Source organism: Halomonas sp. OfavH-34-E (assembly GCF_024124525.1).
Taxonomy (GTDB): Bacteria; Pseudomonadota; Gammaproteobacteria; order Pseudomonadales; family Halomonadaceae; genus Halomonas; species Halomonas litopenaei.
In genome coordinates, this window is record NZ_JAMXRY010000035.1 from 44117 (window position 1) to 58299 (window position 14183).

At 64.4% G+C, this 14183-nt stretch carries 13 protein-coding genes and 6 tRNA genes; 7 read left to right on the forward strand and 12 right to left on the reverse strand.

Translation table 11 applies throughout. The features are described from left to right. Window positions 1–9: 9 nt before the first annotated feature. From queF to NH448_RS15440, 9 genes are all read right to left on the reverse strand, one after another. On the reverse strand, window positions 10–864 hold the full coding sequence (queF, locus tag NH448_RS15400; RefSeq protein ID WP_253028988.1) for an NADPH-dependent 7-cyano-7-deazaguanine reductase QueF: 855 nt from the start codon (window positions 862–864) through the stop codon (window positions 10–12). 68 nt (window positions 865–932) lie between these two features. Next, window positions 933–1706, reverse strand: a complete 774-nt coding sequence (locus tag NH448_RS15405; RefSeq protein ID WP_045993708.1) for an ABC transporter permease — start codon at window positions 1704–1706, stop codon at window positions 933–935. Then, the gene (locus tag NH448_RS15410) at window positions 1703–2647 is read right to left on the reverse strand and encodes an ABC transporter ATP-binding protein (RefSeq protein ID WP_108131650.1); all 945 of its coding nucleotides are present in this window, start codon (window positions 2645–2647) and stop codon (window positions 1703–1705) included. The genes NH448_RS15405 and NH448_RS15410 overlap by 4 nt, the downstream gene beginning before the upstream one ends. A gap of 394 nt (window positions 2648–3041) precedes the next feature. After that, window positions 3042–3116 (reverse strand) — tRNA-Gly (locus tag NH448_RS15415). Between the two features lie 53 nt (window positions 3117–3169). After that, window positions 3170–3245: transfer RNA gene (locus NH448_RS15420), tRNA-Glu, on the reverse strand. 3 nt (window positions 3246–3248) lie between these two features. Then, window positions 3249–3323, reverse strand: a tRNA-Gly gene (locus NH448_RS15425). A 27-nt stretch (window positions 3324–3350) separates the two neighbouring features. After that, window positions 3351–3426: transfer RNA gene (locus NH448_RS15430), tRNA-Glu, on the reverse strand. Window positions 3427–3430: 4 nt separating this feature from the next. Further along, window positions 3431–3505 (reverse strand) — tRNA-Gly (locus NH448_RS15435). A gap of 40 nt (window positions 3506–3545) precedes the next feature. Then, window positions 3546–3621, reverse strand: a tRNA-Glu gene (locus NH448_RS15440). A 305-nt stretch (window positions 3622–3926) separates the two neighbouring features. On the opposite strand from NH448_RS15440, the gene msrB reads away from it, so the two are divergent. From msrB to ggt, 5 genes are all read left to right on the forward strand, one after another. After that, window positions 3927–4325, forward strand: a complete 399-nt coding sequence (gene msrB, locus NH448_RS15445) for a peptide-methionine (R)-S-oxide reductase MsrB (protein ID WP_045994885.1) — start codon at window positions 3927–3929, stop codon at window positions 4323–4325. A 271-nt stretch (window positions 4326–4596) separates the two neighbouring features. Further along, window positions 4597–5631 (forward strand): ribosome biogenesis GTPase YlqF, encoded by a 1035-nt coding sequence (gene ylqF / locus NH448_RS15450; protein ID WP_083970654.1) that lies wholly within the window; start codon window positions 4597–4599, stop codon window positions 5629–5631. A gap of 109 nt (window positions 5632–5740) precedes the next feature. Further along, a complete protein-coding gene (locus NH448_RS15455; protein ID WP_045994887.1) occupies window positions 5741–6970 on the forward strand; it encodes a pyridoxal phosphate-dependent aminotransferase in 1230 nt (409 codons plus the stop codon). A 185-nt stretch (window positions 6971–7155) separates the two neighbouring features. Then, window positions 7156–8055 (forward strand): protease HtpX, encoded by a 900-nt coding sequence (gene htpX / locus NH448_RS15460; RefSeq protein ID WP_045994888.1) that lies wholly within the window; start codon window positions 7156–7158, stop codon window positions 8053–8055. A gap of 219 nt (window positions 8056–8274) precedes the next feature. Continuing rightward, window positions 8275–10014, forward strand: a complete 1740-nt coding sequence (ggt, locus tag NH448_RS15465; RefSeq protein WP_253028989.1) for a gamma-glutamyltransferase — start codon at window positions 8275–8277, stop codon at window positions 10012–10014. A gap of 183 nt (window positions 10015–10197) precedes the next feature. Here the strand turns inward: ggt and pdxB are convergent, their stop codons facing one another. Beyond that, a complete protein-coding gene (pdxB, locus tag NH448_RS15470; RefSeq protein WP_045994890.1) occupies window positions 10198–11382 on the reverse strand; it encodes a 4-phosphoerythronate dehydrogenase PdxB in 1185 nt (394 codons plus the stop codon). Window positions 11383–11568: 186 nt separating this feature from the next. Here pdxB and NH448_RS15475 point away from each other — a divergent pair, with 186 nt between their 5' ends. Further along, window positions 11569–11850 carry a hypothetical protein gene (locus NH448_RS15475; protein WP_045994908.1) on the forward strand — a complete coding sequence of 94 codons (282 nt, stop codon included), beginning with the start codon at window positions 11569–11571 and terminating at the stop codon, window positions 11848–11850. A 2-nt stretch (window positions 11851–11852) separates the two neighbouring features. Further along, complete coding sequence (locus NH448_RS15480) at window positions 11853–12203, forward strand: hypothetical protein (RefSeq protein ID WP_045994891.1); 351 nt, start codon at window positions 11853–11855, stop codon at window positions 12201–12203. A 91-nt stretch (window positions 12204–12294) separates the two neighbouring features. On the opposite strand, the gene NH448_RS15485 is transcribed toward NH448_RS15480, so the two are convergent. Both NH448_RS15485 and rlmKL read right to left on the reverse strand, forming a co-directional pair. Then, on the reverse strand, window positions 12295–12654 hold the full coding sequence (locus NH448_RS15485) for a glutaredoxin family protein (protein ID WP_052704538.1): 360 nt from the start codon (window positions 12652–12654) through the stop codon (window positions 12295–12297). Then, on the reverse strand, window positions 12654–14183 hold a 1530-nt coding region (gene rlmKL / locus NH448_RS15490), incomplete at its 5' end, for a bifunctional 23S rRNA (guanine(2069)-N(7))-methyltransferase RlmK/23S rRNA (guanine(2445)-N(2))-methyltransferase RlmL (RefSeq protein WP_253028990.1). The genes rlmKL and NH448_RS15485, both read right to left, overlap by 1 nt.

Sequence of the window (14183 nt, forward strand, 5' to 3'; positions counted from 1 at the left end):
CATTGCCGACTACTGGCGCGCCAGGCGCAGCGGCGTAGGCGGCGCCTCGCCGGGGGTACCACGCCAGGGGCTGATGTCGAGACCACCGCGGCGCACGTAACGTGCCAGCACCAAGAGCCGTTCTGGGCGAGCCTTGTCCATCAGGTCCATGAAGATATGCTCGACGCAGTGCTCGTGGAAGTCCTGATGCTGGCGATAGCCGACGATGTAGCGCAGAAGGCCTTCGCGATCGAGCCGGGGACCGCGGTAGCGGATCATCACGCTGCCCCAGTCGGGCTGACCGGTCACCGGGCAGTTGGACTTGAGCAGATGGGACGTCAGCGCTTCCTCGACGATCTCGTCACTGACCGAAAGGTGCTCCGGGCTCGGCGTATAGTCGCTGATCTCGATGTCCTGATCGTCGATGCACTCCCCCGGCAACGGGCGCGGGTTGAGCTCACTATCGTCCACCGCCAGGATCTCCACGCTGAGCTCGGCACCGGCGGCCTCGCTCAGGTCGCGCTTCAGCGTGGAGATCAGTTCGTCGTGGCCAGCAAAGCGGGTCTGATTCAGGCTATTGAGGTAAAGCTTCCAGGATTTGGACTCGATCAACCGGGGCGAGCTTGCCGGCAGGCGAAAGCGTGCCACGGCGACACAGGGCTTGCCCCTGGGCGTCAGCCAGGACAGCTCGAAGGCGTGCCATTCGTCCTCGCCGACGAAGGGCAACGCGCCCTCCTCGATCCCCAGCGGTTTGCGGTTGGCGGCGCGTTCGATGGGAAACAGAAGCTGCGCATCGTAGCGCTCGGGATAGTCCGATTCCCGCCCCAGGGGCGCATCGGTCAGGGTGTCGGGGCGGTGGTGGGGATCCCGAGGGATAGTGGACATGGCAATACCTGAACAAGAGAGAGTCCGAGAGACAAACGGCGACCGGCCGCCCGAGGCGGCCGGAGCGATCAACTGCGAATGCCCTTGCCGTTTTCCAGCATCCACAGGGCAATGGCGAACAGCACCACGATAAAGCCGAAGATAGCGGCGAGCGCCCAGCCGACCGGGATGTCGGAGACGCCAAGGAAACCGTAGCGGAAGACGTTGACCATGTAGAGGATGGGGTTGAGCATCGAGGCGCCCTGCCAGAAGGCCGGCAGCAGCGAGATCGAGTAGAAGACCCCACCCAGGTAGGTCAGCGGCGTCAGCACGAAGGTCGGCACGATGGAGATATCGTCGAACTTCTTGCCGAGCAGCGCATTGATGAAGCCGCCGGTGGCGAACAGTGCCGCAGTCAGAATCACCACCCCGATGGTCAACAACGGGTGGGCCACCTCGATGCGGGTAAAGAACAGCGACACCCCGGTGACGATAATGCCGACACCGAGCCCGCGCGCCATGCCACCGAGGATAAAGCCCGCCAGTATCACCCAGTTGGGCATCGGCGAGACCATCATCTCCTCGACGCTGCGCTGGAACTTGTTGGAGAAGAACGACGAGGCCACGTTGGAGTAGCTGTTGGTGATCACCGACATCATGATCAGCCCCGGGACGATGAAGTCCATGTAGCTGTAGCCGTCCATCTCACCGATGCGCGAGCCGATCAAGTTGCCGAAGATGATGAAGTACATCGTCATGGTGATCGACGGCGGCAACAGGGTCTGCGGCCAGATCCGGGTAAAGCGCCGGACTTCCTTGGCTACCAGGGTCCACAGGGCGATCGCGATCTGACTCGGGTTCATCCTCTCAGCTCCTTGTCGGCGTTGCCGCTTTCCACCATGGACACGAACATTTCTTCCAGTCGGTTGGCCCGGTTGCGCATCGACAGCACCCGCACGCCGTCTGCCTTGAGGGCATCGAAGACGTCGTTGAGGCACTGCCCGCGATGCACCATCACCGACAACTGGGCGCTGTCCACCTGCTTGACCTCGAAGCCGTCGATGGCGGGGGCATGATCGATGGGTTCGGCCAGATCCAGCAGGAAGGTCTCGGTGTCGAGCTCACTCAGTAGCTCGCGTACGCTGGTGTTCCTGACGATCTCGCCGTGGTTGATGATGCCCACGTTGCGGCACAGGCTCTCCGCCTCTTCCAGATAGTGGGTGGTCAGGATGATGGTGGTGCCTTCCTCGCGGTTGATACGCCGCATGTACTCCCACATGCTGCGGCGCAACTCGATATCCACCCCGGCGGTGGGCTCATCGAGGATCAACAGCTTGGGACGGTGCATCAGCGCGCGGGCGATCATCAGGCGGCGCTTCATGCCACCGGACAGCATGCGCGCACTACCATTGCGCTTGTCCCACAGGCTGAGGTCCCTGAGCAGGCTTTCCGCCCGAGGCAGGGCTTCACGGCGAGGCATGCCGTAGTAGCCGGCCTGGGCCAGCACGATATCGATGACCCGCTCGAACTGGTTGAAGTTGAACTCCTGCGGCACCACCCCGAGATGGTACTTGGCCCGGGCAAAGTCCTCATCGATATCGATGCCGAAGATCTTTACCTGGCCGGCGGTCTTCTGCACCAGCGAACAGACCACGCCCAGAGTGGTGGACTTGCCCGCCCCATTGGGGCCAAGCAAGGCATAGAAGTCGCCCTGCTGAACGTCGAGGTCGATGCCCTTTAGGGCCTTGAAGCCATTGCCGTAGACCTTGGTCAGGCCTCGAATGGACAGAGCCGGTTCGGCCATGAGGGATCCTTGGTGTCAGGGTTGAAAGCTTGGGCTTTGAAGCATGAGATCGGACGCCAAGCGCTGCACGCCTTCGCTAGCTTGCCTGTCGCGGGTGACTCGACGTTGACGGTTGGATTCGGCTTGCCCAACCCGTCGCGATCGCGCCGTGCCGAGCGACGGGATTCGCTATTCGATAGAAGGCTTAGCATATGGGGTCGGTCGGGAGCATCTTCAACCGGACAAAGCGGCAAATGCGGCGTCGACGCAAGGGGCACTCGATGGTCTTACGCCGGACTCGCTTCGCGCAAGCACAAAAAAATCGCCGATCAACGCGATGATTCGCGTCGCTCAGGCGACTGTTGCTGCTTCTGGCGATGTGCTTTCCACAGGTATTTGAGACGCTTCTCGATACTGGAGCGGGAAACGAGATTCGAACTCGCGACCCCAACCTTGGCAAGGTTGTGCTCTACCACTGAGCTATTCCCGCTTGATCGATGCAGTCCAACGATGTCTTCATCGTGTCCTGCCTGCGCTGCGAAGTGGCGTCCCATAGGGGGTTCGAACCCCTGTTCCCGCCGTGAAAGGGCGGTGTCCTGGACCACTAGACGAATGGGACGCATGGAGCGGGAAACGAGATTCGAACTCGCGACCCCAACCTTGGCAAGGTTGTGCTCTACCACTGAGCTATTCCCGCAAACGCATCGCAAATTGTACCGGAAAGTGGCGTCCCATAGGGGGTTCGAACCCCTGTTCCCGCCGTGAAAGGGCGGTGTCCTGGACCACTAGACGAATGGGACGCATTGGAGCGGGAAACGAGATTCGAACTCGCGACCCCAACCTTGGCAAGGTTGTGCTCTACCACTGAGCTATTCCCGCGCTGCGCACTACTGCCGCATTCCGGCCTCGAGATTCGAGTTGGCGTCCCATAGGGGGTTCGAACCCCTGTTCCCGCCGTGAAAGGGCGGTGTCCTGGACCACTAGACGAATGGGACGCATCCGCCTCGTCTCATCTCGAGGTGGCGCGTATGTTACTGAGCACCCTCAAAAGTGTCAACCCCGGCTGAAGGATTTCCTGCTCGATTCAGCGCCCTTCTCTATATAGGCTCTTTCTATACGCATTCGCTCTCCATCGACGCTTTAGCCACCCTCCCCTGCATCGTGGAACGCAGGAGTTGGTCAAACTGCAGCAAACGTCTTAGCTTGAATACCGAGGCTGCGACTTTGATGCTGTCGTGGGTGCCGCATCGACGCGAACCACGATGCGCAAGCCTCGACCGAACGTCACGGGAGACCGTCCATGCGCAAGAAGATCGAGAAGTCCGACGCCGAATGGCGAGAGCAGCTTACCCCGGAGCAGTACCACGTCACCCGCGAAAAAGGCACGGAACGTCCCTTTACCGGTGACTACCAGATCACCGAGGTGCACGGCATCTATCACTGCGTGTGCTGCAACGCCCCCTTGTTTGAAAACGAGCACAAGTTCGACGCTGGCTGCGGCTGGCCCAGCTTCGACCGCCCGCTGTCCTGCGAAAGCGTGCAGCGCCACGAGGACACCAGCCACGGCATGCACCGCATCGAGGTCACCTGCCATCGCTGCGATGCCCACCTGGGCCATGTGTTCCCCGACGGTCCGACCAGCACCGGAGAGCGCTTCTGCATCAACTCGCTGGCCATCGACTTTCATGAGGGGGAGTAGGCGTTGCGCCCTCCCCCGGCCTACGCCTCAGACGTCTCTCTCCCCTTGCCCCTTCCCTCCTCGCTGCAAGCCCCTGTGCCCGCCGCCAGGTGTTTCTCGGCGGGCCTGGCGCTTTTATCGCCCGGCCCTTGCGACCTCGCCTCCCACCGCGTGCGACCCTGCCCTCCATCATCTGCGACCTTGTCATCCACCGCTCGCGACATTTGCCTCGCATTTCCATAAGATGGAGAGCCATTTGCGCAACACCCTTTAGAAAAGGCAGGAGAACGAGATGCTGGGCTGGTTTCCGGGACATATGAACAAGGCGCGACGCCAGATTCTCGAGGCGCTGCCGGAAATCGACGTGGTCATCGAGGTGCTGGACGCGCGCCTGCCCTATTCCAGTGCCAATCCGATGCTGGCGAGCCTGACCCGCCACAAGCCGGTACTCAAGATCCTGTCCCGAGCCGATCTGGCCGATCCTGAGGGTACCCGTGCCTGGACCGCCCACTTCGACGCCCAGCCAGACACCCGCGCCCTGGCGGTGACCACCACCAATACCCGCGAGCTCAAGCGCATTCCCAAGCTGTGCCATGAACTGGCTGGCCAGGTGCGTGCCGACCGCGACGTGCGGGTGATGGTGATGGGCATCCCAAACGTCGGCAAATCGACGCTGATCAATGGTCTGGCGGGACGCACCATCGCCAAGACCGGTAACGAACCGGCGGTGACCAAGCGCCAGCAGAAGGTACGCATCCAGGGTCGCGTGGCGCTGACCGACACCCCGGGCGTGCTGTGGCCAAAGATCGAGGATCAGGCCAGTGCCTATCGTCTGGCGGCCAGCGGCGCCATCCGCGATACCGCCATCGACTATGTCGATGTGGCCCTGATCACCGCCGCCGAGCTGGCCAAACGCTATCCAGAGGCGCTCAAGGCACGCTATAAACTCAAGGCGCTGCCGGCTTACGAGGCCAATCCCGACGCCGACAAGGTCGAGGCCGATGGAGACGCTCGCCCGGACCTGATGGCGCTGGCCGGCTTCGACGGCCACGCCATCCTCGCCGAGATCGCCGCCAAGCGCGGTGGCCTGCGCGCCGGTGGCGAGATCGACCTGCACCGCGGCAGCGAGGTGCTGTTGCACGAACTGCGTGACGGCAAGCTCGGGCGCCTGACCCTGGAGACCCCGGAGGACATCCCGGCGCCTGAGGTAGCCTTTAACGAGGCCGCAGAAGATGCCTCGGAAGACGGCTCGCAGGATGTCGCAGAAGGCGCCTCGAAGGCAGCACCTCACCAGGGCGGCCAGGGCGAAGCGGCGAGCGACGACTAGGCCGCACGCCCGGACACCCGCCGCCCCGGCAACGCATCGACAGGACTCACCAACAACGACACTCCCGCCACGGCGGGCACGGACACACGGACCCAGCGAGACCCGCGCCATGGACACGCCCACCCTTTCCAAGTCTCACAAGCTCGACAACGTCTGCTACGACATCCGCGGGCCCGTGCTCGAGCACGCCAAGCGGCTGGAGGACGAAGGACAGCGCATCCTCAAGCTCAATATCGGCAACCCGGCGCCGTTCGGCTTCGAGGCGCCGGAAGAGATCCTGCAGGACGTGATGCGCAATCTGCCCACCGCCCAGGGCTACTGTGACTCCAAGGGTCTCTACTCGGCGCGCAAGGCGATCATGCAGGAGTGCCAGCGCAAGGAGATCCCTGGCGTAGGTATCGAGGACATCTACATCGGCAACGGCGTCTCCGAGCTGATCGTGATGGCCATGCAGGCGCTGCTCAACGACGGTGACGAGGTGCTGATCCCGGCCCCCGACTACCCGCTATGGACCGCTGCGGTAAACCTGTCCGGCGGGCGTGGCGTACACTATCTGTGCGACGAACAGGCCGACTGGGCGCCAGCGATGGACGATATCCGCGCCAAGGTGACCAGCCACACCCGCGCCATCGTCATCATCAACCCCAACAACCCCACCGGTGCGGTCTATCCCCCCGAGGTGCTGCGCGAGCTGCTCGACATCGCCCGTGAGCACAACCTGGTGGTGTTCTCCGACGAGATCTACGACAAGATCCTCTACGACGACACCGTGCACGTGGCCACCGGGGCACTGGCCAGCGAAGACCAGCTGGTGGTGACCATGAACGGTCTGTCCAAGAGCTACCGCTGCGCCGGCTTTCGCAGCGGCTGGATGACCCTGTCCGGGGCGGTGGCACGCCAGCGCGCCAACGACTTTATCCAGGGCCTGACCATGCTGGCCTCGATGCGCCTGTGCGCCAATGTGCCCGCCCAGCACGCCATCCAGACTGCACTGGGGGGCTACCAGTCGATCAACGACCTGATCCTGCCCGGCGGGCGCCTGCTGGCCCAGCGCGACATCACGGTGGAAAAGCTCAACGCCATCCCAGGGGTCAGCTGCACCACGCCCAAGGGCGCGCTCTACGCCTTTCCGCGCCTGGACCCCAAGGTCTTCAATATCCAGGACGACCAGCAACTGGTGCTGGACCTGCTGCTGCAGGAGAAGATCCTGCTGGTCCAGGGTACCGCCTTCAACTGGCCCGACCCGGACCACGTGCGCATCGTCACGTTGCCCTGGGCCGATCAGCTCGGCGACGCCCTGGATCGCTTCGCCCGCTTCCTCTCGCGCTATCGCCAGTAAGCGGTCACGTCGACGTCATCGCCGGGTGCCAGCATCGAATCCGCTATCTCGACGCTGGCACGGCGATAGCGTCATCCGCGCCCGGGCGCTTGAAACTTGTCGCTCCAGGGCTTATCTAAGCATCTGATTCCTCCCGTCGAGCCAATTGGCTCGGCAGGTTTCCTTCCTTACGGAGAATGTCGGCAATGATGAGAATCCTGCTCTTCCTGGGCACCAACCTGGCGGTGATCCTGGTGGCGAGTATCACCCTGCGCCTGCTCGGCGTGGAGCCCTACCTCAACGCCCAGGGCATCAACTTCAACAGCCTGCTGATCTTCTGCTTCGTGTTCGGCATGGCGGGTTCCATGGTGTCGCTGTTCATCTCCAAGTGGATGGCAAAGCGCTCCACCGGCACGGTGATCATCGAAAATCCCTCCAACGCCACCGAGCAGTGGCTGGTCGACACCGTCGCCGAGCTGGCCCGCGAGGCCAACATCAAGACCCCGGAGGTCGGCATCTTCCCGGCCCAGCAGTCCAACGCCTTTGCCACCGGCTGGAACAAGAACGATGCGCTGGTCGCGGTGTCCGCCGGCCTGCTCAATCGCATGCAGCCCGAAGAAATCAAGGCGGTGCTGGCCCACGAGATCGGCCACGTCGCCAACGGCGACATGGTCACGCTTGCCCTGATTCAGGGCGTGCTCAACACCTTCGTGATGTTCTTCGCCCGGGTGGTCGCCCAGGTGGTCGACAGCTTCCTGCGGCGTGACGACAACGAGGGCCTCGGCTTCTTTGGCTACATCGCCGTGGTCATGGTCGCCGAGATCGTGTTCGGCATCCTGGCCTCGATGATCGCCGCCTGGTTCTCGCGCTTCCGCGAGTACCGCGCCGACGCCGCCGGGGCCAAGCTCGCTGGTTCCGGCGCCATGATCAATGCCCTGGCTCGACTCAAGGCCGAGACCCAGATGCCCGACCAGATGCCGGACACCCTGACCGCCTTCGCCATCACCACCGGCCAGACCCGCAAGCTGATGGAAAAGCTGTTTGCGAGCCACCCGCCGCTGGATGATCGCATCCGCGCGCTCAAGGAAGCCGCCTACCGCCAGTAAGCGCACACTTGATACGCTCTCAACGCCCCCGCCCGGCCCTGCCTGGCGGGGGCGTTGTCGTTGGAGCCGGCTTTCACTTACTCCTCTCGGCACACCCAGGATCGCTTCGCCATTTGCGCGTACGCCTCGTCACGACAATAGTTAAGCAGCGTACAACGAGGCGTTCTGGCCGCACGGCCAGCGGCCTGCAACGATCTACCGAAAACACGAGGGTATGCCATGTCAGTCTCCTACTCCCTGCGCGGGGCAATCGCAGGCTCGGCGCTAGGGCTCGCTCTGGGTCTCGTCTCGACCTCGGCGCTGGCCGACAGTCAGGCGATCCTGGAAGGCGAACGCTTCCATCCTGAGGTCAGCACCCGCGGCATGGTCGCTACCAGCCACTTCCTGGCCTCCGAGGTGGCCCGAGAGGTGCTGGCCAACGGCGGCAATGCCGTGGACGCCGCCGTCACCGCAGGCTTTGCGCTGGCGGTCACCCAGCCGCGTTCGGGCAATATCGGCGGTGGCGGTTTCATGCTGATCTCCGACGAGAACAGCGATGAAGTCATCGCCATCGACTATCGCGAAAAGGCGCCCAAGGCAGCCTACGAGACCATGTTCCAGGACGACAACGGCGACGCTGTGGCCGAGCTGTCCCGCTACACCCACAACGCCGCCGGCGTACCCGGCACCGTGGCAGGGCTGGCGCTGGCGCTGGAGCGCTACGGCACCATGAGCCTGGCCGAGACCCTGGCCCCGGCCATCAAGCTTGCCGAAGAGGGCTTCGCCGTGCCCCAGCGCTTCGTCGACGGCATCGACAGCGCCAGCGAACGCTTCGAGCCCTGGGAGGCTAGCCGCGCCAAGTTCTTCAAGGAGGATGGCTCGCGCTACCAGGTCGGCGACATCTACCGCCAACCGGACCTGGCCGCCACCTTGAAGCGCATCGCCGAACAGGGCCCCCGAGAGTTCTACGAAGGCGAGACCTCCGAGCTGATCGCCGCCGAGATGGAGCGTCATGACGGCCTGATGACGCGGGAGGATCTGGCCAGCTACCAGGCCACCGTACGCGAGCCGGTGCATGGCAGCTACCGTGGCCACGACGTCTACGCCATGAGCCCACCGTCCTCCGGTGGCGCCCATATCGTGCAGATCCTCAATATCCTCGAAGACGACGATATCGGCGAGCTGGGCTTCAACTCGGCCCGCACCATCCACCTGATGGCCGAGGCAATGAAGCGGGCCTATGCCGACCGCTCCCAGTATCTGGGTGACACCGACTTCGTCGAGGTTCCCCTGGCCGGGCTGACCTCCGAGGAGTACGCCGCCGAGCTACGCAGCGATATCGCCGCCGACCAGGCCACCCCGAGTGCCGATATCGCGCCAGGCAACCCGCTGCCCTACGAGTCCAACGAAACCACCCACTTCTCGATCGCCGACGGCAACGGCCTGGCGGTGTCCAACACCTACACCATCAACTTCAGCTATGGTTCGGGCATCGTGGTCGACGGCGCCGGCTTCCTGCTCAACAACGAGATGGACGACTTCTCGGCCAAGCCGGGGGTACCCAACGCCTACGGTCTGATCGGCGGCGAAGCCAACAAGATCGAGCCGGAGAAGCGCATGCTGTCGTCGATGACGCCGACCATCGTCAAGCGCGACGGCAAGAACTACCTGATCACCGGCAGCCCCGGTGGCTCGCGCATCATCACCACCACCCTGCAGGTGCTGATGAACGTGATCGACCACGACATGAACATCCAGGCGGCGGTCAGCATGCCGCGCATCCACCATCAGTGGCTGCCCGACGAAATCCGTATCGAACAGGGCGTCAGCCCCGACACCCTGGACCTGCTGGAGAGCATGGGCCACACCGTCAGCCAGCAGGAGGCCATGGGTGCCGCCCAGTCGATCCTGATCGAGGACGGCGTCTTCTACGGCGGCGCCGATCCGCGCAGGTCCACCTCCTCGGCCATGGGGCTGTAACCTGCTGACACCCAGGCAACGCCAAGACTTGGACGCGACACACGATGGCAGTCGCAGTAGAGGATGTCCGCCACAACAGACAAGGGCCCGGCGCATGGCGTCGGGCCCTTGGGGTGTCCATGCAGCTGGTCGGGAAAGACCACTTGGGCGGCGGTGCCGTCTGCGTCAGCGGTGCCGTCTGAGTCAACGGCAATCCACTTGAAAGCCGGCCCCGGACAGCAGGGGCGCCAGCTCCTGCGCCTGGCCGACAAGCTCCAGCGTCAGGGTCGAAAACTCACGACGCAGCGGATAGCTCGCCCGACACTGATCAAAGCCCTTGCCCGGGTCATCGACGGCCATGGCTCGCAGCAGTCGATCATGATCGCGCCGCGGGTCATACATCGCCCGCATGCACAGCGCCAGCGCCTCCTCCGGCGACAAGCCGCCATCAAGTACCAGGCGTGACAGCGCGGGAGCGGGCAACAGCTCCGCGAGGGAAACCCTTTCCCCCAGCCCCAGATGGGCCACCAGCGCCTGATGGATCTGATGGGTACCGCGCAGCTTGCCGTCCAGGCTATGCCCCGCGATATGGGGCGTGGCCAGGGCGACCTGGTGCGCCAGTACCTGGTCGATGGAGGGCTCTTCCTCCCACACGTCGAGCAGTGCGGTGAGGTCATCACCGCGAGCCAGGCGTCGGCTCAGCGCCTGACCGTCGACGCAGTCGCCACGCCCGGCATTGAGCAGCAGCGTGCCGGGCGCCAGCGCCTCGATGCGCCGGGCGTCGAGCAGGTGGCGAGTAGCGTGGCGTCCCTCGCGCACCAGCGGGGTATGCAGGCACAGCACGTCGCAGCTGTCGATCAGGGCGTCCAGCTCGATAAAGTCCTGGCCGTTCTCGCGACCGGCTCTGCTGCTGGCTTCCCTCTCGGCCCGGGGCGGGTCGCACAGCCGGTGCTCGATGCCCATGGCGGCCAGACGGGCCGCCAGCCGGCCGCCTACATTGCCGACGCCGACGATACCCACGCGACGCTCGAGCAGCAACTGGCCACGACGCTCGCAGGCCAGCATCAACGCCGACAGCACGTAGTCCACCACCGGCTCGGCATTGCAGCCCGGGGCGCTTGCGAAGGTGATGGCATGGCGCGCCAGGGCGGCCTGGTCGACATGGTCGGTGCCAATGGTGCAACTGCCGACAAAAGACAGCGGCGAGTCCTTGGCCTTGGTGGCCTCGATCAAATCGGCGTCGAGACGCGTGATCGAGCGAATCACCAGGGCATCCACATCGGCCAGGCTGTCGGCGTCGATCTCGCGCCCCGGCCGGCGGCTGACCTGGCCAAGCGGCGCAAAGCAGGCATCGGCGGCGGGCACGTTGGCATCGACAAGAATCTTCATGGGGTTCCCCGGGTCGCAGGTATCGGGCTCCCGGTCATGCAACCGGGCTATTTGTGGATTAGCCTCAAGGGCTTACAATGCCCATGATAACCATAATGGAAACACTGCAAAGGCTTTATCAGCGTTTCCAGAAACGGAGCCGGCGCCCGCCCTCCGTAGCCACCAAGTGATATGACGGGAGTCGCCGTGATCGTCCGCTGGGAAACCGACCATGACTATGTCCTCGTGCACGTGCACCAGGACATGTTCGGCGACTGGATTTTCAGCCGTGCCTGGGGCCAGATCGGTACCCAGTTCGGCGGGCTCAAGCATCAGCTGGCCGATGACTACGGTCAGGCAATGATGTGGCTGGAAGACGAGAAGACCATCCTCGGATCGCGAGGTTTCACCAAGGTCCTGGAAGCCGACGACCATAGCCCGGAAGGCCGTGAAGCCATGGGGCAACTGTCACTGCTGGACGAGCACTGAGCATGGCGGACACCTCCCCTGCCAGCCTGGCTCCCCGACTGCGTGCCCTGCTGGAGAGCCTGCCCGACAGCGCCCTGCCGATCACCTACCAGCAGGCCGCCGAGGCTCTAGGGCTCACCCCGCCACGCACCATCCGCCGGGTGGCCGAAGCCCTGGAAATCACCATGCGCGAGGATGTCGCGGCCGAACGACCGCTGATCGCCGCCCTGGTGGTCAGCCGCCAGGCACCCCAACTGCCGGGCCCCGGCTTCTTCGAACTGGCGGTGGCACTGGGGCGTCTTGACGAGGAGCCGACCTCACATCTCGAGGCCTACCAGCGAGAGCTGGCGGCTGCCCTGGCGACCCGCCGCTAACGCGGTGGCCGCCATGGCGACGAGGCCACCACTACGGGCGCTCTCGCCATAGCCCTTGTTACAGTCATCCTACAGCCATCCCAGCACCCGCTCAGAGCTTGCCGAAGACGCGGCGTCCTTTCACCCGGGTCGCTGTTACTGCGGGAGCCTCCCTCCCCTGGCTCGCCGAGGCCGCTTCGGCTTGCACAGCGACCGCTTGCTCTTTCAACCACCCGCGTGTCGCCAGCCAGCGCACGACGGCATCCGGCTCCACCCGCCCCTCCAGTACGTCATCGGGACGTTCAGCGTCGATCAGCACCGGGATCCTCTCGCCGTAACGGCGAAGCAGGGTGTCGTCTTCGCTGATCTCGATACGCTCGATGGTGAACTCCACCCGGGCAAGGGCACGCACCAGGGCTTCCATCTGCTCGCACAGATGGCAGCCCAGGGTGGTGTAGAGCGTCAGCACCATCACGACGCCTGCCGATGGCGGATGAGGAAGCAGTGGTGCAGGTCCGGCCGGCGGCTGAAGTCAGGGTCGAAGGTCTGACGCGAGATGTCCTTGACCTCGAAGTCGACGGCAAGCTCGTCATCCATCTGAAAGCGCCGCTGGTTGTTGGAGAACACCAGGGTACCGCCCGGCGCCAGCCGAGCCATGGCCAGGCGCACCAGGCGCGGATGGTCCCGCTGGACATCCAGGGTGTCTTCCATCTTCTTGGAGTTGGAGAAGGTCGGCGGGTCCATGAAGATCAGGTCGAACTCGCCGCCTGCGGTCTCCAGCCAGCGCAGGCAGTCGTCGCGCACCACCCGGTGGCGCGACGGGTCGAGCCGGTTGAGCGCGAAATTGTCCCGCGCCCACTCCAGGTAGGTGTTGGACATGTCTACGCTGACACTGTCACTGGCGCCGCCCTCGGCCTCGCTGCCGAGCGCTGCCTGCACCGTGGCCGTGGCGGTGTAGCAGAACAGGTTGAGAAAGCGCTTGCCGGCAGCCATCTCGCCGAGCATACGGCGCACCGGGCGATGATCGAGAAACAGCCCTGTGTCCAGATAGTCACGCAGGTTGACCCATAGCGTCGCGCGACCTTCGGTGACCTGGAAGCGCTGGCCGCTTCGCCCCTGCTTCTCGTACTGGGACTTCCCCTGCTGACGCTTGCGCCGCTTGATCACCACCTTGCCGGGGTCCACTTCCAGCACCTCGGGAATCACCCCAAGGGCATCGAACAGACGCCGCTGGGCCTGGGACGGGTCGATGGACTTGGGCGCGGCGTACTCCTGGACGTGGACGTGATCGCCGTAGACATCGATGGCCAGGGCATACTCGGGCATGTCGGCGTCGTACAGCCGATAGCAGCTCTCGCCGCTGCGCTTGAGCCACTTGCGCAGCTTCTTCTGGTTCTTTTCCAGACGGTTGGCAAACATCTGGGCGCCCTCGCTACGAGGTGCCGTGGATGTTGCCTGGGTATCGGAGGATGCCGCCCCTTCACCTGCCCCGGTGGCCGGGCTAGCCTGGCCGTCGACCGCCGACGTTGCCTCAGCGTCATGGCGGCGACCCTGGCTCCGATCCTGGTTCTGATCCTGGTTCTGGCTCTGGCCATCGCGGCGTGCGATATCGATCAGCAACAGCTTGGCCTCGAGCGGGCCGTTTCTCAGCGCGTACTGCTTGTGGGCGCGCATGCCGAGACGGTGGCCAAGGTCCGGATTGCCGGTGAACAGCGCCAGGCGCCAGCCACCGAAGTCGGCCTTGAGCCGCTCGCCCAGGTCCGAATAGAGCCGCACCAGCTCCGGCAGCTCGCCGATACGCTCGCCGTAAGGCGGGTTGCTGATCACCAGCCCCGCAAGCTCGGGGTCGAGCACCCGCGGCCGCGCCAGGCGATGCACGCTGGCGCCATCGAGGTGGATCAGCGCCGGGATGCCGGCGCGCATGGCGTTGGTCTTGGCCGCCGACAGCGCCGGCGGGCTCTGGTCGAAGCCAAAGATCACCGAGCGCGCGCGTTTTCGTCC